Source organism: Candidatus Palauibacter irciniicola, assembly GCF_965208695.1.
GTDB classification, from domain to species: domain Bacteria; phylum Gemmatimonadota; class Gemmatimonadetes; order Palauibacterales; family Palauibacteraceae; genus Palauibacter; species Palauibacter irciniicola.
In genome coordinates, this window is the sequence record NZ_OZ242352.1 from 2,002,490 (window position 1) to 2,024,510 (window position 22,021).

Genomic DNA, 22,021 nt, shown 5'->3' on the forward strand with positions numbered 1-22,021 from the left:
GAGACGGATCACGCCGCGGCCGAGGTCGGGTCGCATGTTTCTCTCCTTTGGGGTTTGTCGTTCGTTACCGAAAAGCGCGCCGGAAACGGCGCTCCCGATAACACAAACGCCTCCGGATCGAAAAACCTTACATCCCGCCCTACTTCGTCCAGATCACGATGGCGCCGCAGCGTGTGTCGGAGCCGCCGAACTCGGCCGGAAGCGACGCCGGACCCTTGTATATCTCGACGCCCGCGACCTCAACCGGCAGGACGAGAGAGTGGAGGGGGGTACGGGTCACATCGACGTTGTCGAGGAAGGTCTTGATTCTGCAGCCGGCGCCGGAAAACCCGGCCGACAGTCTCGTGCTGTAGAACCTACCGTCTCGTCCCAGCCTGATTCCCGACATGTCGGCGATCATGTGGCTGATGCGCTGCGGCCGCCGGCGCTCGATGTCGGCGGCGGTGAAGAACGTGCCTCCGCTCACGAGTTCACCCCACAGCTTCCGCTCGTAGAACCCCTTGATTTCCAGGCGGCGGGATCTCGTCACGGTCGCGACGAGCGGCTCCATTTCGACGGGTGTGGGCACCAGCCCGATCTCCACTTCCGTGGTGAGCCCGCGCGTCACCGTCACGGCGTGGCCAAGCGGGGCGTAGCCGATGTGTCCTACCTCCAGTTCATGCTGCCCTTCGGGGACGGCGGACAGAACGAACCTGCCCCTTCGGTTGCTCTGCGCCTGCCTGCCCCGACCCCGGACGGAGACGGCGGCCGTGGCCACGGCATCGCCGGTCACGCCATCGTATACACGGCCGATGATGCGCCCCGCGCGAACCGTCCCGATCAGGACCCGGAGTTCCACCTCATGTACGTCCCCAGGTTCGAAGGCGACGACCGCCTGCTCGCTCGACCCGTTCCCCAACTCGGCCCACAGCGTCGCCTGGTGCGCGTCACGAGGGACGCAGAGGAAGAAGCGGCCCTGGGGGTCGGCGGCTTCGCGCACCGGCCTTCGCCTCGCTTCGTTCCAGCGCAGCACTACGGTGGCCCCGGGCAGAGCGACCGTCCCGGATTCGTCCAGGACCGCGACGCGAAGCGAAGCCCGCTCGCCACAACCATCCCAGTCCTGTCCGGCCGCCGGAGCAACAGCGGCTGCCAGCAGCGACACCGCCGCGATCGTCATCGTCCGTGCCACTCTTGTCATCTCCGGGCCATGTGTAAGGCGCACCACGTCTATTTCGTCCAGATCGCGACGACGCCGCACCGGGAACTCGAGCCGCCGAACTCGGCCGGGAGCGACGCGGGGCCCCTGTACACCTCGATGCCGGCGACCTCAATCGGCAATACGAGGTGTCTGAGTTCACTCGCTGGGACGCGCATCCCGTCAAGGTACGCCTGCAGCACGCACCCCGTTCGCCGGTTAAACAGATCCCGGCTGATCCCTACCACCTGGTTTGTGACCACCTGATCGACACGACTGGACGGCCATCGCTCGATGTCGGCGGCGGTGATGAACGTGCCCAGACCCAGTAGCTCTCCCCAGTGCCTGCGCTCGTAGAACCCCTTGATCTCCAAGCGCCTCGACCGCGTCGCCGTCGCCACCAGCGGCTCCAACTCCACCGGCTCCGGCACGAGGCCGATCTCCGCCTCCGTCGTGAGACCGCGGGTCACGCTGACGGCGTGACGGAGCCTTGCGTAGCCGATGTGGCGCACCTCGATCTCGTGCTCCCCCACCGGCACGCCACTCAGCCGGAACCGGCCCTGCCGGTCGCTCTCCGCCTCCAGCGGCCGGCCGCGGACGCTCACCACCGCCGCCGCCACGGGACCACCCGTCGCGCGGTCGAACACGCGTCCGACCAGACGTCCCGACCTCTCCGAATTCAGGATCCGAAGCCGGATCTCGCGATCGTCCCCCGGCTCGAGTTGCGTCACGACCGCCTGCCCGCTCGAATGATCCCCGAGTTCAGCCCACAGCACCGCCTGCGTCGCATCACGGGGAACGCATACGACAATGCGGCCATTGGCATCGACCGCCTCCCGCAGCGGCATCCGCTCCGCGTCGGTCCAGCGCAGGACCACCGTGGCCCCGGGCAACACCACCGTACCGGCATCATCCAGCACCACGACAACGAGCGCCGCCCGGTCGCCGCACTCTCGTTGCTGCGCCACAACCGGGCGGGAGGCGACCGCAAGCGAGGAGGCGACGATCAGCACCGCGGCCGCGACGCGCCCAGGTCGCATCTTCGCATCGGTAGTCGTGATCATCCTCCTATCCCTGGCTACTTCGTCCATATCACGACGGCGCCGCAGCGGCTGTCGAAGCCTGAGAACTCCGCCGGAAGCGCCGCCGCGCCGCTGTACACCTCGACTCCCCCGATCTCGATCGGCAGGATGAAGTCGTTTACGGACGCGGGGTTGCCGCGCCAGCGGCCGTCGCCGGACCGGATGACGAGGACGCCATCCACGTACACGTTCAGTTCGCAGCCTGCGCCGCCGAAGCCGTTCGAGACTCTCCTGCTGAACACCCCGCACCGGCCTCCCTGACAGCCTACGCGGACTCCCGGTGCGTCCGCGATGAGGTCGGTGACGCGGAAGGGGTTTCGTCGCTCGATGTCCTGGGCGGTGAAAAATGTGCCCAGCCCGGTCAGGTCGCCCCAGTGTTTCCGTTCGTAGAATCCCTGCGTCTCCAGCCGGCGGAGCCTCGTGACCGTCGCCACCAGGGGAGCGAGTTCCACGGGGTCTGGGGAGAGACGTACGTCGACCTCCGTGGTGCGGCTCCGGGTAACCGTCACGCCGTGCGTCAGCGGCTCGTAGCCGAGGTGCCGAACCGACAACTCGTACTCGCCCACGGGGAGCTCGCCAAGAACGAAGTGGCCCCTCCTGTCGGTCCGCACTTCTCCACTGCTCTGCACCTCCTCCCGGCGATTGGCGACGGACACGGCCGCCGCGGTTACCGGACGGTGGCTCCGTGCATCGCGCACCCGGCCGAGGAGCCGTCCCATCTCCGTCTCGCCCAGGGACCGCAGTTCGATTTCGTGGACCAGTCCGGGTTCGAGGGTGATCACGTCCTCTTCAGTCGGTGCGCCGGCGACTTCCTGGACGGCCGGCGTCGATGTCTCTTCCGGAGACTCGACGGGCAGTGTCGGGTCAACCTGCACATCCTGCCAGGCAACGCGGGTGAGCAGCTCCAACTCCACGCCCACATCCGCCCCCGCCTGCCGGAGGAAGGCCGGTTCGCCCAGCGGGACGCGGCAGAGGGCGAATTCGCCCTCTTCGCCGGACACGTCACTGGCGCTGTCTGTCCGCTCGGTGACGTCGACCATCCCTCCCACCATCCGCATCGTCCAGGTCCGCCACAGGGCCTCGACCGCAACACCTGGGACGGGGAGTCCCGTATCGGGGTCGCGCACGACCCCGACCACCGCGCCCCGGCTCCCGTAGGAGGGAAGATTCGGGCAGGTCCGCGTGAAGACGGTCTCGGCGGAGGGCGTCCACAGTTCCAGAGCCTCGCTGCTGCGGTCCTCGACGACCACGCGCCTTTCGTCCGGCCGGACACCGGCCGTCCGCAACCTCGGATGGTCAACGCCGAGGGCATAGACGCCGCCCGGAAGCCCCGTCACGCGGAACGCACCGGCGTCGTCGGTGACCGCGCTGAAAGGCGCCTCGGCGGCCTCCGGTCGGGGAGTCAAGGCCACTGACTCGCCCCAATCGCGCAGGACGATGTCCGCGCCGGGCAGAGGCTCGCCGCTGATGCTGTCGCGCAGGACGCCGGCGACTACGCCCTCCCCGGTTCCAAACCAGCGTCCGCCCGCGAAGGCCTCGACGACGCTGCCGCCGGTCTGCCGATACGCCGCGAGTACGGGCTCCGGGTCTCCGGTCAGACCAGTCAGGATCGGACGGAGTGAACGCCCTCGGATCGGAAAGCGGATCCACCAATCGCGGACGTAGAACGGGCCGTCAGGCACCCGGTCGAAGAACAGGTTCGCGCCGACCCGGCGGCGATCCGTCCCCCGTGGCAGCGGGACGTTGCGGTACCGCAACTCGACCTCGCGCAGCGCGGCGCTCGCCTCGTCGAGCCACAGCGTCCCTTCGATCCCGATCACGTTGCTCCCGCCACTGGGGCGGAAAGTGACTCCGAGTCGTGCCTCGCCTTCCACTTCATCGCGCCGCAGGCCGAAGCAGTGCGCATCCCTGAACTCCTCCGACAGGAGGACGTTCGCGTCCGGCGCATAAAACACGGAGGAGTCCCGGTCCACGACGGCGTAACCCTGGGTCACGAGTTGCCGGGCCGAGAGGCTCCGAAAGGGCGGTGGGCGCACGTCGTGACGCGTGCGGGTCTCGGAACCCAGTGTGACGAGGGAACGCGGATCGATGGTGCGCTCGTATTCGGTGAGAGTGAACGTGAGTTCGCCTCGATCCTCAGCCCACACCGCGGTCTCGAGCGCCTTGCGCGCTTCATCCCACACGGTGGCGAGCGCCTCGCCCTGGCGCGGATCGTCGAGACAGACGCCCGTTACCTCGACGCGAAGGTCGCCGAGCCGCACCGGCTGCCGCGGGACTTCGACCGTGATGGCCAGGGCCTGCCCGGCGGCGACGGCGTACGGCCCGGTGACCCATTCGGCGTATCCGATGCGCTCAACGCGAATGCGGTACTCGCCCGGGCCGGGCGCCCGGAACGAGAACGCGCCGGCTGCCGCCGTGAAGTCGGCCTCCACGGCCACGCCGGACTGGTCCAGCAAGCTGACGAAACCGCCCGAGATGAGGCGCCCCCCGTCCGCCTCCCGCACCGTCCCGCTGATCCGCTGCGTGAGGGCCTCCGATGGCAGGACAAGCACCGCGGCGAGGAAGCAAGAGAACGTCATGCACGTGCGCCGCGTTCGGCGTGGTTCGTAACGGGGACCGCCGGGTTCGTCGCCCAAGGCCGTTCCTTTCGTTCTGTCCCGCGCGGGTGCGCCCGTGCAGGACACACGCCTCCAGCATATGACGCCCAAGGGAGCCCGGCGTCACATCAATGGTAGAAGACGTCAGTGGTAGAAGACGTTGACCAGGGCGAGAGGGATCGCGGGCACGTACGTCACGAGGAGGAGGACGGCGACGAGGACGGCGACGAAGCGGACGTTGACCTTGCTCACCTCCCAGATGTCCGCCTTGGCGACGGAGCACGCAGTCACGAGCACGCTCGCCACCGGCGGCGTCTGCTGGCCGATGCCGAGGTTTAGGGTGACGATGAGGCCGAAGTGCACCGGGTCGATCCCCGCCGCGCGCACGAGCGGCATCACGATGGGGACGACGAGGATGATCGCCGCGGCCGAGTGCAGGAAGAGGCCGATGACGAGGAAGAAGACGTTGAGCAGCGCGAGGATGAGCCACTTGTTCTCCGTGAGCCCCATGATCCCGGCCGCGACCTGCTGCGGGAGCCGCTGTTCGGTGAGGTAGTCGCCGAGCAGGGCGGAGGTCGCGACGAGGAGCATGACGACGGCCGTCTGCACGCCGCCCTCGAGCATTGCCTCGCGCAGGTGGGCGAGATCGAGTTCGCGGTAGATGAGCCCGCCCACGACGAGCGACGCGACGACGGCGAGCCCGGCCCCCTCGGTCGCCGTCACCCAGCCGCTGAAGATGCCGCCCAGGATGATCGCGGGCAGGAGGAGGGCCCACCCGGCCTCGCGCGCCGTCCTCCACACACGGCGGAGTTCGAACCGTCCCTCCACGGGGAAGTCGTGGCGGCGGGCGTAGAGCCAGGCGACGAACATCAGCAGCAGCCCGCCGAGCACCCCGGGCACGATGCCGGCGACGAACAGCTCGACGACCGAGGCCTCGGCCATGACGCCGTACAGGATCATGGGGATGGACGGGGGGATGATGACGGCGAGCGTGGCCGACGAGGACGTCACGGCCGCGGCGAAGGGCGTCCGGTAGCCGCGTTTCTTCATGGCGGGGATGAGGATGGAGCCGAGCGCGGCGACATCGGCCACGGCGGAGCCCGAGATCTCCGCGAAGAAGAGCGAGGCGGAGATGCCGACCATCGCGAGGCCGCCTCTGATGAACCCGACGATCGCGGAGGCGAAGGCGATGAGCCGGCGCGAGATCCCGGTCGCGTTCATGATCGCGCCCGCGAGGATGAAGAGCGGGATGGCGATGAGGGGGAACGAGGTCGCCCCGTCGAACAGTACGAGACCCGCGTTCGGGAGCATGGCGACGCCGCCCGAGGCGAGCATGGCGACGAGCGCGACGATCCCGAGCGCGACCGCGATGGGTACGCCGACGGCGATGAGGAGCAGCAGGCCGAGGAAGAGAACGAGGAGCGTCACGGCTCGTCCTCACCGGCCGGGACCGTCTCCTCCGAACGGACGTCCTCCGGGGCAAGCGCGTCCCTCAGCCCCAGAAGCTGCGCGACGATGAAGAGGACGGCCCCGATCGGGATCACGGACTGCGCCAGCGCCGCGGGCACGGAGGGCAGGCTCACGAGCGTCGTCCCCTCGAGCACGCGGACGACCTGCCAGCCCGCCCACGCGACGGCGGCGAAGAAGGCGATGATGGCGCCCTCGGCCGCGAGCACGACGGCGAGCCGCGCGCGCCCCGTGAGGCGCTGGGTCAGCGTGGGCACGCCGATGTGCGCCCGGCGCAGCGCGGCGAGCGCCGCCCCGTAGTAGGTGAGCCAGGCGAGGAGGATCGACGCCACCTCGTCGTACCACACGAGCGCCGCCCCCGCCTTCCGGAACCCGACGCCCACGACGACGACGATCGCAAGCGCCGCGAGGAGGACGAGCACCGCCCCTTCGAGGAAGCGCCGGACGCCCGTCCTCAGCATGGGAATGGCGACCCGGCGGTCGAGCCGGTTATGAGCCCGCCTCCGCCGATCCTGCCTCCGGAGCGGCCGCGGCCCGCGCCCGGTCGATGAGGGACTGTCCCCCTTCGACCGTCGCCGCGAACTCCTCGTACACGGGCTCGCTGGCGGACTCGAAGCGGGCCGGATCCGCCCCGTTGATCTCCATCTCCGTGGCCTCGAGCTCGGCGAGCAGCTCCTCGTCCATGCGCGCGGCCGTCTCGTACACGAACGCCTGCATCTCCCGCGCGATCGCCTCCACCTCGGCGCGCACGTCCTCCGGGTGACGTTCCCAGCGCCCGGCGCCCGTCGTGACGAAGGCCGGGCTGTACACGTGTCCCGTGAGGGAGAGGTAGTCCTGCACCTCGTGCAGCTTGGAACTCGTCACCTGCGTGAGCGGGTTCTCCTGTCCGTCCATCACCCCCGTCTGGAGCGCGACGAAGACTTCGGAGAAGGGCATCGGCGTGGGGTTCGCGCCCAGCGCCTGGAAGAGCTTCACGCGCCACACGCCGCGCGGCGTCCGCAGCTTGATCCCGTCCAGGTCCTCCGGCCCGTGGATGGGTCGGCGGGAGTTCGTGATGTGACGGAACCCGTTCTCCCACACCGCGAGGATCCGGTAACCGGCCTCCTCCGCGCGGGGGGCGAGGTCGGGCCACACCACGGCTTCCTCGATCCGCCTCATGTGCTCGCGGTCGCGGACGAGGTAGGGCATCTCGAACAGGCCGAACGCGTCCACCATCGAGGACATGATCGTGGAGGGGATGGACATGTCGAGCGTGCCGAGCCGCAGCCGCTGCAGCATCGCGTCGTCGCCGCCGAGCTGGCTCGCGCCGTAGACGTGGAGTTCGGCCCGGCCCGCGAGCCGTTCGTTCACGCGGCGCGCGAACTCGTTGGCCGTCACGTCGTAGAGCGAGCCGGGGGAACCGACGTGACCCAGCGAGAGTTCGACGACCCCCGCTTCCCCGCCCCCTCCGCCGCACCCGAAGCCGGTGAGCGCCGCGGCGACCGACGCGACGGCGAGCTTCGAAGTCCGTCCCGCGGGCCGCTTCATGCCCGGGCCAGGAAGTCGGCGGCGGCCGCCAGACCGCCGGGTTCGTGCGCGATTCCGCTCGTCTTCAGTCCCATCTCCACCCCGGCCAGCGCTCCCATCAGCGTGAGTTCGTTGAGGTCGCCCAGGTGTCCGATCCGGAACACCTTCCCCTTGAGGGGCCCGAGACCCGTCCCCAGCGACATGTCGAAGCGTTCGAGCACGGCGAGACGGAACGCTTCGGCGTCCTCCCCGTCCCCCACCATCACGGTCGTCCCGGCGCTCGACACCGCCTCCGGGTCCTGACAGTAGTTGCGCAGACCCCAGGCGGCGACGGCCCGGCGCGTGGCCTCGGCGTGGCGGGCGTGGCGGGCGAAGGTGGCGTCGGCCCCCTCCTCCCGCAGCATCGCGAGCGACGCTCGGAGCCCGTACAGGAGCGTCGTGGGCGGGGTGTAGGGGAAGTAGCCGCCTTCGTTGTCGCTCAGCATCGCCGTCCAGTCGAAGTAGGAGCGCGGCGTCCCGGGGCCCGCGCGGTGGCGGGCGAGCGCCTTCTCGCTCACCGCGCAGAACCCGAGGCCGGGCGGGAGCATGAGCCCCTTCTGCGAGCCGCACACGGTGACGTCCACGCCCCATTCGGCCTGCCGGAATGGCGTGGCGGCGAGCGAGGAGACGGCGTCGACCATGAGGAGGGCGGGATGGCCGGTTTCGTCGAGCGCCTTCCGCACGGCGGCGATGTCGCTGGTGACGCCCGTCGAGGTCTCGTTGTGGACGACGAGCACGGCGCGGATCTGCCGCTCCGTGTCCTCCGCGAGCCGCGCTGCGATCCTCTCCGGGTCCGCGGGGCGCCGCCAGTCTCCGTCGATGGCCTCCACCCGCAGCCCGAGGGCCCGTCCCACCTCTCCCCACTTCGAGGCGAAGAACCCGTTGTTCCACAGGAGGACGCGGTCACCGGGGGAGAGGACGTTGGCGAGGGCGCTCTCCCAGCACCCGGTGGCGGAGGATGGGAAGATGAAGACGTGCGCGGGGTCTCCGAACACCCATTTCAACCCGTCGAACAACCCGAGCGTCATCTCCCCGAACTCGGGGCCGCGGTGGTCGATGACGGACCGGTTCATGGCCTGGAATACGCGCTCGGGCACGGCGGTCGGGCCCGGAAGCTGGAGGAAGTGTCTGCCGCTGCGGTAGGTCAAGGGTGGCTCGCTCTTGTCAGGTCGGGGCTTCCGCCGATACAACTTGGCTCGTGACCCGCCCAATCTCTCACGACCGCGCCGGTTCGCAACGGCCCCGGCCCGGAGCCGACACGCGACGCGAGGCCCGGCTCGAAGCTCGACTTCGGGCGGGGCTCCGGGGAGAGGTCCGGTTCGACCGCTTCACGCGCGGGCTGTACAGCACGGACGCGTCGATCTACCAGGTCGAGCCGCTGGGGGTCGTGTTCCCGGAATCGGCCGGCGACGTGCGGCGGGCGGTGGAACTCGCGGGCGAGCACGGGACTTCGGTCGTCGTGCGCGGGGCGGGGACGTCGCAGAGCGGCCAGTCGATCGGGCGGGGGGTGATCCTCGACACGAGCCGGGGGCTGGATGGGGTGCTCGACTTCGATCCGGCCGCCCGGCGCATCGTGGTCGAGCCGGGGATCGTGCTGGACCGGCTGAACGCGTTCCTGCGGCCGCACGGGCTCTTCTTCCCGATCGACGTGGCGACGGCGAGCCGCGCCACGCTGGGGGGCATGGCGGGGAACAACAGCGCGGGCTCGCGGTCGGTGCGGTACGGCCACATGGTCGAGCACGTCCGGGGCATCGAGGCGGTGCTCGCGGACGGCCGGCGCGCCGAGTTCCGCCGCGATGCCACGCCGGGCGGGCGTCCGGGGGGTCCGCGGCGTCCGGGGACGGCCTCGGGGCCGACATGCGGGCGCTCTACCGGCGCGAGGCGGACGAACTGGCGCGGCGGGTGCCGGACGTCCCCCGGCACGTGGCGGGCTATGCGCTGCACCGCCTGGGCCGGGAGGGCGCCGGGCTGTCGGACCTTCTCGTGGGTTCGGAGGGGACGCTCGCGCTCTTCACCGCGCTCGAACTCGACCTTCAGCCCATTCCCTCCGTGCGCGCGCTCGGCGTGTGCCGCTTCGACGGGACCGGCGAGGCGCTGGCCGCGGTCCCGGCGATCGTCGCGCTCGAACCGACGGCGGTGGAACTGTTCGACGCGACCGTGCTCGGGCTGGCCGCGCGGATGCCGAGTTTCGAGCGCGTGCTCCGGCAACTCGGGGAGGACGGGAGCGGCCCGCCGCGCGACATCCTCGTGGTCGAGTTCGCCGGGGACGATCCGGAGCGGGTTTCGGCCTCCCTCTCGGCGCTCGAGTCCGCGCTGGGCGGGATCGCCGTGGGCGTCACCCGCGCGGAATCCCCCGCCTTCCAGGCCCGCATCTGGGCCATGCGCAAGGCGGGGCTCAGCATTTCCATGTCCCAACCCGCGGCCCGCAAGCCGCTCGCCTTCATCGAGGACTGCGCGATCCCCCTCGACCGGCTGCCGGAGTGGTACCGCCGCCTCACGGAGATCATCGACCGCCACGCCACCCACGCCGTGTGGTACGCGCACGCGTCGGTCGGCTGTCTCCACGTGCGGCCGGCGCTCGACCTGCGCGACGGGGACGATGTGGAGCGGCTGCGCGCGATCGCGGTGGACGCCTTCGCGCTCGCGGGCGAGCTGGGCGGATCCCATTCCGGCGAACACGGGGACGGCTGGATCCGGTCGGAGTTCCTCGAACCGATGCTGGGCGCGCGCCTCGTCTCCGCCTTCGGAGAGATCAAGCGCCGCTTCGACCCGGAGGACCGCCTGAACCCCGGGAAGATCGTCGACCCGCCCCGCATGAACGACGCCTCGCTGCTGCGGGCCCGATACGGGCTGGAGACGCGGAGGCTGCCGACGGCGCTCGACTGGGGGGAGTGGGGCGGGTTCTCGCCGGCCGTCGACATGTGCAACAACAACGGCACCTGTCTCAAGCGGAGCCCCGGGGTGATGTGCCCGTCCTTCCGCGCCACGAGCGACGAGCGGCATTCCACGCGCGGGCGCGCCAACGCCCTGCGGCTGGCGCTGTCGGGGCAGTTGGGGGAGGACCCGTGGACGTCGCCGGAGCTGTACGAGGCGATGGACCTCTGCCTGGGCTGCAAGGGCTGCCGCCGCGAGTGTCCGACGGGCGTGGACATGGCGCGCATGAAGGTGGAGTTCCTGCACCGCCTGCGCGCCGAGCAACCGCTCTCGCCGCGGGACCGGGCGCTCGCCTATCTGCCCCGCTACGCGCCGCTGCTTTCCCGCGTGGCTCCGCTCGTGAACCTGCGGAACCGGGTCCCCGCCCTCGCCCGTCTCGGAGAGCGCATGGCGGGTCTGGCGGCCGACCGGCCGCTCCCGCGCTGGTCGTCCCAGCCGTTTTCCCTGCGGGGCCGGGTCTCCGCTCGCGAGAATGGCGGGCCGAGGGTCGCGCTCTTCGTCGACACCTTCACGCGCTACTTCGAGCCGGAGAACGCCCGCGCCGCCGTTCGACTGCTGTCGCGGGCGGGCTATCGGGTGGAGGAAGCCGTCACGGCGGGCCGGCCGCTCTGCTGCGGGCGCACCTTCCTCAACGCCGGCCTGGTCGAGGAGGCACGGGTCGAACTCGACCGCACCGTCCGCGCGCTGAGCCGCTTCGTGGCGCGCGGGATCCCGTGGTGGGACTCGAACCGTCATGCCTGCTCACGCTGCGCGACGAACTGCCCGCGCTGGACTCCGGGCCCGAGGCCGCGGCGGTCGCGGACCGGGCCCGGCTGCTGACCGAATGGCTCGTCGAAGCGGCGGCGCTCGACCGGCTCGACCTCGCTCCCCTTCCCGTCCGGCGCGTCCGCGTCCACGGCCACTGCCACGAGAAGGCGTTCGGCGCGGACGGCCCGACGCTGGACGTCCTCCGCGCGATCCCCGACCTCGAGGTCGAGGCCATCCCCGCCGGCTGCTGCGGGATGGCCGGCTCGTTCGGCTACGAGGCGGAACACGCGGAGATCTCCCGCCGCGTCGCCGAACTCGAACTCCTCCCCACCGTCCGCGAACTCCGCGACGACGAATGGCTCGTCGCCAACGGCACAAGCTGCCGCCACCAGGTCGCCGACCTCGCCCACGCAACGGGCCGCCACGTCGTCACAGTACTCGAGGCGGCAGCTTCCCCTCCTTGACGCGTCGCCGCATCTAACTGGATCGTTGACTAGCTTATCAGGCGGGCGGAGGATAGCTCGGCTCTGCTCGAATCAGTTGCAACCGGCAAGACGACCATGATCACGAAGCGAGGACGTCCCATGGCGAGGCTCGTGCCCCCGAAGACTCCCGATCTCCGGCGAGTGGACGCGGCCATCGCGAGGCTGAAGAATCTCCGCGAGCAGTTCGGTACCCTCTCTGTCGAAGAGATTCTCGCTCTTCGCGATGAAGGCCGCCGCTAGCGGCGGGAAGCCAGCATCGCTTGAAGCCGCTCTTTGAGCGGGGGCGGGATCTCGATTCCCCGCCAGTCGCGGCTGCCGTGCTCGCGGCGGGCGCAGACGACGGTCCAGTCGCTGCGGGCCACGACTTCCCTCCCTCCGGAGCGGTCGACCGTGAACTCGGCGGCGTAGCGGATCGCCTTGCGGCGCACCTCGCGCACCCGAAGTCTCACGTCGACCTCGTCGCCGTAGTGGACGGCGCCCAGGTAATCGCACGAGACGGAGACGCGCGGCATCCCGAACACGGAATCCTCGCTCCAGCGGAAGCCGACGAGGTCGAACGACCGGTAGAGGGCGTGCTCGGCCTCCTCCATGAACTTCAGGAGCGCCGTGAAGTGGATGAGGTTCGCGGTGTCCGTATCCGCGAACTCCACGCGCCGCGTGTAGACGAACTCGGAAGCCATGCGGCAATCTATCACACCTTCGAACCCTGGCAGCCCGCGATCTCCGGGTCGGCGGGCCGGGAGGCGCGGTGGCGGTTGAACCGAGGCACATCACGATCGAGCGGCGGGTGCGGTTCGCCGTGCTCGAGCCGCACGAGCGGCCGGTGACGGAGATCTGGTTCGCCCTGCACGGGTACCACCAGCTCGCCCACCGCTTCCTGCGCTATTTCCAGCCGATTCACGAGGGCGCCCGGTGCATCGTCGCCCCCGAGGGCCTGCACCGTCACTACGTCGACCACGATTCGAGGAAGGTGGGCGCCTCGTGGATGACGAGCGAAGACCGTCTCACGGACATCGAGGACTACGTCGGCTACCTCGACCGGCTCCACGCGCACGTCCTCGCCGAGGAATCGCGGCAGACGTCAGGCGGCTCGGCGCCCCCGAGGATCGTCGGACTCGGATTCTCACAGGGGGTTCACACCCTGTGCCGCTGGCTCGCGTTCGGCCGCGCCCGCATCGACCGCGCGATCCTGTGGGGCGCCACCGTCCCGCCCGACCTCGACCTGAGCGAGCACGGCGACACGCTCTCCGCCGCCGACCTCCACCTCGTCGTGGGCGATGAGGATGAGTACTACGACCGCGCCGCCATCGACGCCCACGAGGCGCGGCTACGCGCGGCCGGCGTCGCCTTCACCTCCCACACCTATCCCGGCGGCCACCGCCTGGACGCCGGGCCCCTGCGACGCCTCGCCGGTCCCGGAGAGCCGGGATAGGACGTTCCCGCGGGAACGTCCCGGGCTAGCGATCCGGGTCGAGGTCCCGGCGGCGTCGCCTGCGGCGGGCGTCGAGGCGGCGGAAGAGGAGAGGGCTCACGAGGGCGGATGTCGTGCCGCCGATGAGGGCGAGGATTCCGACGGGGCCGGGGTTCGAGAACATCGGGGCGCTGATCTGCGTGTTCATCCACATCCCGAGCGCCGCGAACACGACCGCGCCGACGACGAAGCCGAGCCAGGTGAGCCGCATCACGGGACAGGTACGCCGGATCACGGGGGCGGTGCGCCGGGCGTCTATGAGCCGCCGTCCCCGTCGCCGCCGGGGAGGCCGATGGTGGCGATGCACTCGATCTCCACGCGCGCGTTCAGCACGAGGCCGCCCACCGCCAGCGCGCTGCGCGCGGGCCGGTCGTTGGGGAAGAACTCCATGTACGTGCGGCTCATGTCTCCGAAGTCCGCGATGTCGGCCAGGAAGACGGTGCACTTCACGACCTCGTCCAGCGACGAGCCGTAGCGCTCGAGCGCGTCCCCGATGTTCCGCATCGTCTGCTGCGTCTCGGGGATGATCCCGCCCTCGACGAGTCCCTCGCCGGGCACGGTGCCGAGCTTGCCGGAGAGGTAGAGGACGTTCCCCACCCGCACGGCCTCGGAGAAGGGCGAGTTGGGCCGTCCGCCCAGGTACTCGACGGAGTGCATCATCTCGGCCATCTCGGCGTGTTCCTGCGCCGCGAGCGGCGTCGAGGGCACGAGGGCCGTCCCGAGCAGCGCGAGAGCCGCAGCGAGCGCCAGAGTCGTGGCGGGAAGCTGTTTCCTTGTCATTTCTCCTCCTTCGAAGCCTGTCGCGAGTTCATGGCGTGATGCGGGTCATCATCCGGGGGAACGCGATCGTCTCGCGCAGGTGATCGATGCCGCACATCCACGTCACCGTGCGCTCGATCCCGAGCCCGAACCCGCTGTGTGTGAAGGTCCCGTACTTGCGGAGGTCCAGGTACCAGTCGTAGGACGCCTCCGGGAGTCCTTCCTCGCGAATGCGCGCGAGGAGCTTGTCGTGGTCGTCCTCCCGCTGGCTGCCGCCGATGACCTCGCCGTATCCCTCGGGCGCGAGCATGTCGTTGCACTTCACCGTGCGGGGGTCCTCCGGGTTCTCCTTCATGTAGAAGGCCTTGACCCCCTTCGGATAGTCGAACACGAAGAGCGGCCTGTCCCGGCCCTCGACGAGCAGCGTCTCGGCCGTCGCGCCGAGATCCGAACCCCACTCGATGTCGCTTCCCTTCGACTGCAGGAAGGCGACGGCGTCGGTGTAGCTGATGCGGTCGAACGGCGGCTGGATGGCCTCGAGCCTGGAGATGTCGCGGCCCAGCGCCTCGAGCTGATCGCGCTGGTTGTAGAGGACGCGCTTCACGATCCAGCAGATGAAGCGCTCCTGGAGCTCCATGTTCCCGTCGGAGTCGATCCAGGGGGCCTCGGGTTCCACCATCCAGAACTCGGTCAGGTGCCGGCGCGTCTTCGACTTCTCGGCCCGGAAGGTGGGGCCGAAGCAGTACACCTTGCCGAGCGCCGCGGCGGCGGCCTCCACGTAGAGCTGCCCCGTCTGCGCGAGGTACGCGGTGCCGAGATCGAAGTACTCCGTCTCGAACAGGGTGCCCGCCGACTCGCCGATCGCTCCGGTGAGGATCGGGGTGTCGACGTGAACAAAGCCCTCGTGATGGAGGAAGTCGTGGATCGCGCGGATGACCTCGTCCCGGATGCGCATGATCGCGATCTGCCGGGCGCTCCGGAGCCAGAGGTGGCGGTTCTCCAGGAGGAAGTCGACGCCGTGCTCCTTGGGCTGGATCGGGAAGTCGGTCGACGGCCCCAGCACCTCGAAGCCCGACGCGGTGAGTTCGACGCCGGAGGGGGCGCGGGCATCGGCCCGCACGACGCCCGTCACGGCGACGCACGCCTCGTGCCCCACCGTGGTCAGCGGTTCCCATGTCTCGGGCGGGATCTCGTTGCGGACGAAGACGCACTGGACTTCGGCCGTGCCGTCGCGCAGCACTAGAAAGGCGATCTTGCCGCTGGAGCGGAGGCGCCGGACCCAGCCGCGGAGACGGACTTCCTCCCCGATGCGGGCGGGCAACTCGCTGATGGTGACGGTGTGTTCGGACATGTGCGGCGACAAGTTGCGGCTCCCTTCGGGACGGGGCAAACGCAGGACGGGGCGAACGCAGCCGCCGCGGTGCCGGCCGGGTCAGCCGACGTGGTAGAGCGCCTCCCGCCGCGCGTAACGGAGGTCGAGTTCGTGGCGGAACCGGCGGTGGGCCGGCTTCGAGAGCCCGGGGTCCGCCTCGACGATGCCGCGGGCCCGCCGGCGTCCGGCTTCCAGCAGGTCGAAGTCGCGGTCCAGTTGCGCGAACCTGAGGAGGACAGCGCCGTGCTGCTCCTTGCCGAAGAGGTCGCCCTGGCCGCGGATCCGGAGGTCCTCCTCGGCGAGTTCGAAGCCGTCGGTCTTCTTCTCGAAGGCGACGAGCCGCTCCGACGGCGTCTCGGAGGCGTGGAAGACGATGCAGTAGGACTGCTCCGCGCCCCGCCCGACGCGTCCCCGCAGCTGATGGAGCTGGGCGAGGCCGAAACGCTCGGCGTCCTCGATGATCATCACAGTGGCGTTGGGGACGTCGATGCCCACTTCGATGACGGTGGTCGCGACGAGGAGGCCCGTGTCGCCCGCGAGGAAGCTCCGCATCGCGTCGTCCTTCTCCGCGGAGGAGAGGCGTCCGTGCAGGAGCCGCACGGCGATGTCCGGGAAACGGGCCTGGAGCTGCTCGAACATGACGGTGGCGGCGCGGGCCTCGAGGGCCTCGGACTCCTCGACGAGAGGGTAGATGACGTACGCCTGGCGGCCCTGGGCGAGCTGGTCGCCGAGGAAGTCGAACGCGGCATCGCGGCTCTCGGGGCCGCGCACGGCGGTTCGGATCGGCCGGCGGCCGGGGGGAAGTTCGTCGATGATCGAGAGGTCGAGGTCGCCGTAGAGGACGAGGGCGAGGCTGCGGGGGATCGGCGTCGCGGACATCACGAGGGCGTCGGGGGCCTCGCCGCTTTCCCGGAGCCGGCGGCGCTGCTCCACGCCGAAGCGGTGCTGTTCGTCGATGACGACGAGCCCCGGGGACGCGAAGTCGACGCCTTCCTGGATCAGGGCATGCGTCCCGACGATGAGGCGGGCATCGCCGGTCGCGATCCGCTCCAGGGCCTGCCGCCGCGCCTTCCCCGTGACGGCGCCGGTGAGGAGGTCGGGCTCCACGCCGAGCGGGCCGAGCATCTTCTCGAACGTGCGCCGGTGCTGCTCCGCCAGCAGTTCCGTCGGGGCCATGATCGCCGCCTGGCGCCCCGCCTCGATCGTCTTGAGCATGGCGAGCGCGGCCACGACCGTCTTCCCGCTCCCCACATCCCCCTGCAGCAGACGGTTCATCGGCGCGGACCGGGCCATGTCGGCTTCAATCTCGGACCAGGCGCGGCGCTGGGCCGCGGTGAGCTCGAAGGGGAGGGCCTCCAGGAGCGCGCGCGTGAGCGTGGGCGGGGCGTCGAAGGCGAAGCCGCGGACCTCGTGGCGAAGGCGCGCCCGGGCTCGGGCGTGGAGAAGCTGGAGAAAGAAGAGTTCCTCGAAGGCGAGGCGACGCCGGCAGCGCTCGACCTCGGCGACGGCGGACGGGCGGTGCAGCGTGCGAAGCGCCTCCGCGAGCGGGGGGAGGGAGAGTTCCCGGAGCCAGTCGCCGGGAACCGGATCCTCTTCCCCGAGGTCGGAGAGGAGCCGGGAGAGGTTCAGTTGGACGACGGCGCGGATCTGCCGGTGCGTGAGCCCCTCGGTGGCGGGATAGACGGGGAACACCCGTCCCGCGGCGGGACGTTCCGCAGGGGGCGCGGAGCGTTCGGCGGACGTGTCCGCCGGGGCGGCTCTGTCGTCGGAGGCTCGGGACAGCACGATGTGTTCGCGCGGCTGGAGTTGCCGGCCGTGGTAGAAGCGCACGGGTCCGGAGGCGAGCAGCAGGTCGCCCTTGTCGATCGTGCGGTCGAGCCACGGGCGCCCCGGCCAGGCGCATTCGATGTGGCCGCTCCCATCCCGGAGCACGGCCCGGAAGACGCGCAGCCGGCGGCGCGTGGGGATGACGCCCTTCGAGACGACGCGCCCGATGACCGTCGCATCCTGGCCGACCTTCAACTCGGAGATCGCGTCGACCGTGGTCGCGTCCTCGTAACGGTACGGAAGGTGGTAGAGCAGGTCGCGGCCCGTATGAACGTCCAGTTTCGCGAAGCGCTCCGCCCGCCGGGGGCCCACGCCCTTCAGGTACTGCACGGATTCCCGCAGGATGGAGCGCCCGCCCTTCACGCGATCACGGCTCCGGGGCGAGGATCTTGTCGAGATAGCGGTCGGGCGAGAACTCCTCCAGGTCCTCCGGGGACTCCCCGATGCCGAGGAAGCGGACCGGGACGGAGAGTTCGCGCACGACGGAGATGACCGTGCCGGCGCGCGCCGTGCTGTCGAACTTCGCGAGCACGAGGCCCGTGAGATCGAGCGACGTCCCGAACTGTCGCGCCTGGTTCATCACGTTCTGCCCGGAGGTGGCGTCGACGACCAGCAGCCGCTCGTACGGCGCGCTCTCCACCTGTCGGCCGAGCACGCGGTCGATCTTGACCAGTTCGCGCATCAGATCGTCCTGCGTATGCAGCCGGCCGGCCGTGTCGACCAGCACCCAGTCGGCATCCCGCGCGCGCGCCGCCGCCACCGCGTCGAACGCCACCGAGGCCGGGTCCGCTCCGGGCGTTCCCCCGACGAAATCGGTCCGCAGCCGTTCCGCCCACGCCCGGAGCTGCTCCTGCGCCCCGGCCCGGAAGGTGTCCGCCGCGGCGAGCAGCACGCGGCCGCCTCCGGCCTGCAGGCGCGCGGCGAGTTTCGCCGCGGTCGTCGTCTTCCCCACGCCGTTCACGCCCACGAGGAGAAGGACCCCCGGCCCGTCGCCGCGCGGGGGCGAGTCGGCGGACGACCCGCCGGCGGGAGGCCCGGCGGCGGCCAGCGTCTCGGCGAGCCGGGCCCTCAGCGTCTCGCGCAGATCGCCTTCCGTCGCGATGGCCCCGCGGCTCGCCGCCCGCTCGAGCGCCTCGACGAGTTCGAGCGTGACGTCGACCCCGAAATCCGCTTCGAGCAGGACTTCCTCCAGGCGCTCGATGGCGGTGCCGTCGAGCCCGCCGTCGACGAGCGTGTTCACGTCCGTGAGCGCGAAGTCGACGATCCGCCGCCACAGGCCGCGTTTCGGTCGGCGGAGCGTTCCGGTCACCGGAGCGTTCCCGTCACCGGAGTCCGATCCGGTGCCGCCACACCCACTCCCCGCACAGAAGGAGAACCGCGAGGAGGAACGGCCACACGGGCCGGGGCGACCGGATGTCGACCGGGGCCCGGGGAGAGGGCTGCGCCGCGATGGCCAGCGGTTCGGACGGTGGCCCGGGGAGAAACTCCCGGGGATCGGGTTCGACGTCGACGGGCCGGCGGAGTTCGACGGGTCCCTCGGGGCCCGTCGCCGTCACGAGGACGTCGTAGCGGCCCGCGGCGAGGCCCGGGCCCACGACTTCGGCCGGAGGATCCTCGACGGATGCGCTCCACACCTCCGCGCCCGCCTCATCGAGCACCTGGATCGCGAGGTCGGAAGATCCGGGACGGATGCGCCACACCGGCGGCTCGCCGGGCGCCGGCGTGCGCACGAGCGAGGCGAGCCGGGGCGTGGCGTCCTCCACGAGCCAGCCGACGATGCCGCTGAACACGCCCTCGTAGACCCGGCGCGGCTCGTTCCCCCGCAGCGACCAGCGCCACCAGTCGGAAGCCGAGGAAAGCGCCCACCGGCGCGTCCCGTCTTCGCCCGCCGTGAGGAGCGGCCTTCCCTCTCCGCGCCGGTTCCGGCTCGCGTTGATCACCGACCATGTCCCCGCGGGCTCCACGGCATAGAGTTCGCGGACGGGGGGCAGGAGGTCCAGGTCGGCCTCGGCGAGAAGCGCCGCCGAGGGGCTCGCGGGCACCGGCCCGGCGGGATACCACTCCCCGGGCAGGGGACCCGTGACGCGCACCCCCGCCCCCGGCACGTCACCCGGCCCCCCGGCGAAGAAGAGCGTCCGCGCGTGCGTCCCCAGCGCGCCGGCCAGCCACGGCGGGAGGTCTTCCGGCGGGGCCTGGACCGCGAGCAGCCGGGCGCCCCGCACCGCTTCGCGCACCCGGGATGCCTCGACGATGCGGGGACCGGCGCCCATCTCGAGAAAGCGGCCGTCGGCAAGGCGCAGGTAGCCGCGCGCGCCTCCCAGGACGAGCCGGTCGAGAGCCGGGATGAGGAAACGCGCTTCCCAGTCGGGGGCCAGCGATACGAGTACCGCCCCGGCGGAGGACTCGGAGACCTCGATCCAGGCACCGACCCGGTCGGCGACGCCGAACGGACTCGGCGGATCGGTGAGTACGGCTTCGTAGCGTCGCCAGACGGGTCCGGCCCCTTCGTCCCGCGGCACGAAGGCGATCTGGGCGCGACCCGTCCGCCCGGGCGCGGGACGGGGCGCACGCACGGTCGCGACGACCGTTCCCTCTCGCTCGAGCTGGAAGCTCACGCTGTCGGGCAGTTCGCCCCCGCCGCCCGATCCTCCGCCGGCGTGAAACTCGAGCGTGGCGCGGACGGTATCGCCGGCCCGGGCCCGCTCCGGCGCCCGCAGCACCGCGAGCGCGACGCGGGGCTCGGCGGCGGCGACGCGGAGCTCGCGCACCCCGAGGCCCAGACCCGTGGCCGCCTCACGGGCGGCGTCGCGGTCCGTCCACTCTCCGTCGGTAAGCACCCATACGCTGTCGGCTCCGCCCAACCGCGCGGCCTGCAGGGCCGGTTCGAGACGGCTCGCGTCGTGCTCCGCGCCCAGCGCGTCCAGCGAATCGAGCCGGGCGGGGACGGGGCGGTCTCCAAACAGGTAGACCCGGTCGGGAGCGAGTCCGGGAAGAAGCGCCAGGGCCGAATCGAGCCGCGTCGCCCCGCCCGCATCTGCGGCGCGGACCGGCAGCGTCATGCTGCGCGAGATATCGAGAAGCACGACGCGCTCGGGCGCCCCGACGCCGCTGTCGCGCAGGGCGGGCAGCGCGAGGGCGCCGAGAATCAGGAAGACGGCCACGGCCCGGACGGCGGCGGGACCGGTGCGGCCCGCCACGCGCTCCTCGCGCGCGCCGTAGGCCCAGCCGGCGAGCGCGACCGCGCCAAGCGCGACGAGAACCCAGAGGCCGGGGCTCAATCCTGTGTGCGGCGGGCGCGCTGCGTGGGATCGACGGGCATCGGAAGGCTTCGCAACCGCGCCAGCACGACCTCCCGAAGCGCCGCGAACGATGGGCGCAGTTCAGCGGGGACCGGCTCGGCCCTGGGCAACTGCAGCCGGGCCGGGTTCACCTGCGCGCCGTTCCGGAGAAACTCGTAGTGAAGGTGAGGCGCGGTCGCGAGACCGGTGTCGCCCACGTACCCGATGACCTGTCCCTGTTCCACCTGGGTGCCGGCCGCGACGCCGCGCGCGACGTTGGTCAGGTGCGCATACCGGGTGCGGATATTGTTCGCGTGACGGATCTCGACGGCGTTTCCGTAGTTCCCCCACCACCCTGCCCGGCTCACGCGTCCCGCGCCCGTCGCGCGCACGGGCGTGCCCCTCGCCGCCCCGTAGTCGACGCCGAGGTGCGGCCGGGTACGCCGCAGCACCGGGTGGAACCGCCTGAGGTTGAAGCCGCTCGTCACCCGGACGATGTCCAGCGGCGCGAGCAGGAACTGACCCCGGAGGGCTTCGCCCGCTTCGTCGTAGTACTCCGCGCGCTCGGCCGCGGCGTGCTCGAATCGCACGCCCGTGAGGACCCGCCGGTCGTTCCGGAAATCCGCGGCGAGCACCCTGGCGTCGCGCACGGATCCATCCGGCCGCACTTCGCGCTCGATGAGAAGCCGGTAGGCATCGTTCCGCCGCAGATCGCGCCAGAAGTCGATCTGCCACGCGAACACCTGCGAGAGCCGGTACGCCACATCGAAGCGTTCCGCGTCGCCGAGCGTTTCCGCGTCGCCCGACAACTCGGCGTCGAACAGGTTCGACCGGATGAGACCCGCAAGGAGAAGCGTGTCTCGTACGACCTGCACCGAGTCCAGCCGGGCCGACCACCGGGGCCCGGCTTCGCCGTCGGACCACAGATGGAGAATGCGGTCGGCGTCGAGGTCGACGCGGATGCGCGCCGGAGACTCGCCGGGTCTGCGCACGAAGTGAATCGCGACGCCCGGCCGGAGCCGGCGCGGGCTCTCGAATTCGCCCATCGCCTCCGCGATGGCGTGCGTCGCCGCGGGACCCAGGCCATGGTCCTCGAACACATCCCCCAGCGTCTCGCCCCGCTGCAGGCGATGCACGAGCGCGATGGGCGCCGGCGGCGTCGGCACTTCGACGACCTTGACGTCCGCGGGCCGCTGGGCCCGGGGGCCGACCGCGACCCAGCCGAGGATCAGAATCCCGGCGAGGGCGAGCCCGGCCGCAGTTGAGAGTCTCGTGTTCAAGCG

Annotated in this window: 19 protein-coding genes and 1 pseudogene; 5 read left to right on the plus strand and 15 right to left on the minus strand. The window is 71.0% G+C overall.

What is annotated here, in order from left to right; translation table 11 throughout:
* Positions 1–139: 139 nt before the first annotated feature.
* From ACOGI9_RS08685 to ACOGI9_RS08715, 7 genes are all read right to left on the minus strand, one after another.
* Positions 140–1,168 carry a carboxypeptidase regulatory-like domain-containing protein gene (locus ACOGI9_RS08685; RefSeq protein WP_419856751.1) on the minus strand — a complete coding sequence of 343 codons (1,029 nt, stop codon included), beginning with the start codon at positions 1,166–1,168 and terminating at the stop codon, positions 140–142.
* A gap of 38 nt (positions 1,169–1,206) precedes the next feature.
* Complete coding sequence (locus ACOGI9_RS08690) at positions 1,207–2,265, minus strand: carboxypeptidase regulatory-like domain-containing protein (protein WP_419856752.1); 1,059 nt, start codon at positions 2,263–2,265, stop codon at positions 1,207–1,209.
* Positions 2,253–4,835: a carboxypeptidase regulatory-like domain-containing protein gene (locus ACOGI9_RS08695; protein ID WP_419856753.1), complete on the minus strand. Its 2,583-nt coding sequence runs from the start codon at positions 4,833–4,835 to the stop codon at positions 2,253–2,255. The genes ACOGI9_RS08690 and ACOGI9_RS08695 overlap by 13 nt, the downstream gene beginning before the upstream one ends.
* A 162-nt stretch (positions 4,836–4,997) precedes the next feature.
* A complete protein-coding gene (locus tag ACOGI9_RS08700; RefSeq protein ID WP_419856754.1) occupies positions 4,998–6,281 on the minus strand; it encodes a TRAP transporter large permease in 1,284 nt (427 codons plus the stop codon).
* Positions 6,278–6,781 (minus strand): TRAP transporter small permease, encoded by a 504-nt coding sequence (locus ACOGI9_RS08705; protein WP_419856755.1) that lies wholly within the window; start codon positions 6,779–6,781, stop codon positions 6,278–6,280. Before ACOGI9_RS08705 ends, ACOGI9_RS08700 begins: the two co-directional genes overlap by 4 nt.
* A 28-nt stretch (positions 6,782–6,809) precedes the next feature.
* Complete coding sequence (locus ACOGI9_RS08710) at positions 6,810–7,847, minus strand: TRAP transporter substrate-binding protein (protein ID WP_419856756.1); 1,038 nt, start codon at positions 7,845–7,847, stop codon at positions 6,810–6,812.
* Positions 7,844–9,013, minus strand: coding sequence for a pyridoxal-phosphate-dependent aminotransferase family protein (locus ACOGI9_RS08715; protein ID WP_419856757.1), 1,170 nt, complete (start codon positions 9,011–9,013; stop codon positions 7,844–7,846). The genes ACOGI9_RS08710 and ACOGI9_RS08715 overlap by 4 nt, the downstream gene beginning before the upstream one ends.
* A 275-nt stretch (positions 9,014–9,288) precedes the next feature.
* Here ACOGI9_RS08715 and ACOGI9_RS08720 point away from each other — a divergent pair.
* The 4 genes and pseudogenes from ACOGI9_RS08720 to ACOGI9_RS08735 all read left to right on the plus strand — a co-directional run.
* Positions 9,289–9,585 (plus strand): annotated as a pseudogene (locus ACOGI9_RS08720) (FAD-binding oxidoreductase); the annotation flags it as partial.
* A gap of 137 nt (positions 9,586–9,722) precedes the next feature.
* Positions 9,723–11,618, plus strand: a complete 1,896-nt coding sequence (locus tag ACOGI9_RS08725; RefSeq protein ID WP_419856758.1) for an FAD-binding and (Fe-S)-binding domain-containing protein — start codon at positions 9,723–9,725, stop codon at positions 11,616–11,618.
* Entirely contained in the window at positions 11,516–12,010 is a 495-nt protein-coding gene (locus tag ACOGI9_RS08730) for a (Fe-S)-binding protein (protein WP_419856759.1), read from the plus strand. Before ACOGI9_RS08725 ends, ACOGI9_RS08730 begins: the two co-directional genes overlap by 103 nt.
* A gap of 63 nt (positions 12,011–12,073) precedes the next feature.
* Positions 12,074–12,271, plus strand: a complete 198-nt coding sequence (locus ACOGI9_RS08735) for a prevent-host-death family protein (protein ID WP_419859263.1) — start codon at positions 12,074–12,076, stop codon at positions 12,269–12,271.
* Here ACOGI9_RS08735 and ACOGI9_RS08740 read toward each other — a convergent pair.
* On the minus strand, positions 12,268–12,711 hold the full coding sequence (locus tag ACOGI9_RS08740; protein ID WP_419856760.1) for an acyl-CoA thioesterase: 444 nt from the start codon (positions 12,709–12,711) through the stop codon (positions 12,268–12,270). The genes ACOGI9_RS08735 and ACOGI9_RS08740 overlap by 4 nt on opposite strands.
* Before the next feature lie 68 nt (positions 12,712–12,779).
* Here ACOGI9_RS08740 and ACOGI9_RS08745 point away from each other — a divergent pair, with 68 nt between their 5' ends.
* Complete coding sequence (locus ACOGI9_RS08745) at positions 12,780–13,463, plus strand: alpha/beta hydrolase (protein WP_419856761.1); 684 nt, start codon at positions 12,780–12,782, stop codon at positions 13,461–13,463.
* A 25-nt stretch (positions 13,464–13,488) separates the two neighbouring features.
* Here ACOGI9_RS08745 and ACOGI9_RS08750 read toward each other — a convergent pair whose 3' ends face one another.
* The 7 genes from ACOGI9_RS08750 to ACOGI9_RS08780 all read right to left on the minus strand — a co-directional run bounded on the left by ACOGI9_RS08750 (position 13,489) and on the right by ACOGI9_RS08780 (position 22,018).
* On the minus strand, positions 13,489–13,737 hold the full coding sequence (locus ACOGI9_RS08750) for a hypothetical protein (RefSeq protein WP_419856762.1): 249 nt from the start codon (positions 13,735–13,737) through the stop codon (positions 13,489–13,491).
* 20 nt (positions 13,738–13,757) lie between these two features.
* On the minus strand, positions 13,758–14,282 hold the full coding sequence (locus tag ACOGI9_RS08755) for a RidA family protein (protein WP_419856763.1): 525 nt from the start codon (positions 14,280–14,282) through the stop codon (positions 13,758–13,760).
* A gap of 28 nt (positions 14,283–14,310) precedes the next feature.
* On the minus strand, positions 14,311–15,612 hold the full coding sequence (gene asnS / locus ACOGI9_RS08760) for an asparagine--tRNA ligase (RefSeq protein WP_419856764.1): 1,302 nt from the start codon (positions 15,610–15,612) through the stop codon (positions 14,311–14,313).
* Between the two features lie 81 nt (positions 15,613–15,693).
* On the minus strand, positions 15,694–17,823 hold the full coding sequence (recG, locus tag ACOGI9_RS08765) for an ATP-dependent DNA helicase RecG (RefSeq protein ID WP_419856765.1): 2,130 nt from the start codon (positions 17,821–17,823) through the stop codon (positions 15,694–15,696).
* A 4-nt stretch (positions 17,824–17,827) separates the two neighbouring features.
* Complete coding sequence (gene ftsY / locus ACOGI9_RS08770; protein WP_419856766.1) at positions 17,828–18,769, minus strand: signal recognition particle-docking protein FtsY; 942 nt, start codon at positions 18,767–18,769, stop codon at positions 17,828–17,830.
* Between the two features lie 13 nt (positions 18,770–18,782).
* Positions 18,783–20,738: a hypothetical protein gene (locus ACOGI9_RS08775; RefSeq protein ID WP_419856767.1), complete on the minus strand. Its 1,956-nt coding sequence runs from the start codon at positions 20,736–20,738 to the stop codon at positions 18,783–18,785.
* Positions 20,735–22,018, minus strand: coding sequence for a M23 family metallopeptidase (locus tag ACOGI9_RS08780; RefSeq protein ID WP_419856768.1), 1,284 nt, complete (start codon positions 22,016–22,018; stop codon positions 20,735–20,737). Before ACOGI9_RS08780 ends, ACOGI9_RS08775 begins: the two co-directional genes overlap by 4 nt.
* Positions 22,019–22,021: the final 3 nt, after the last annotated feature.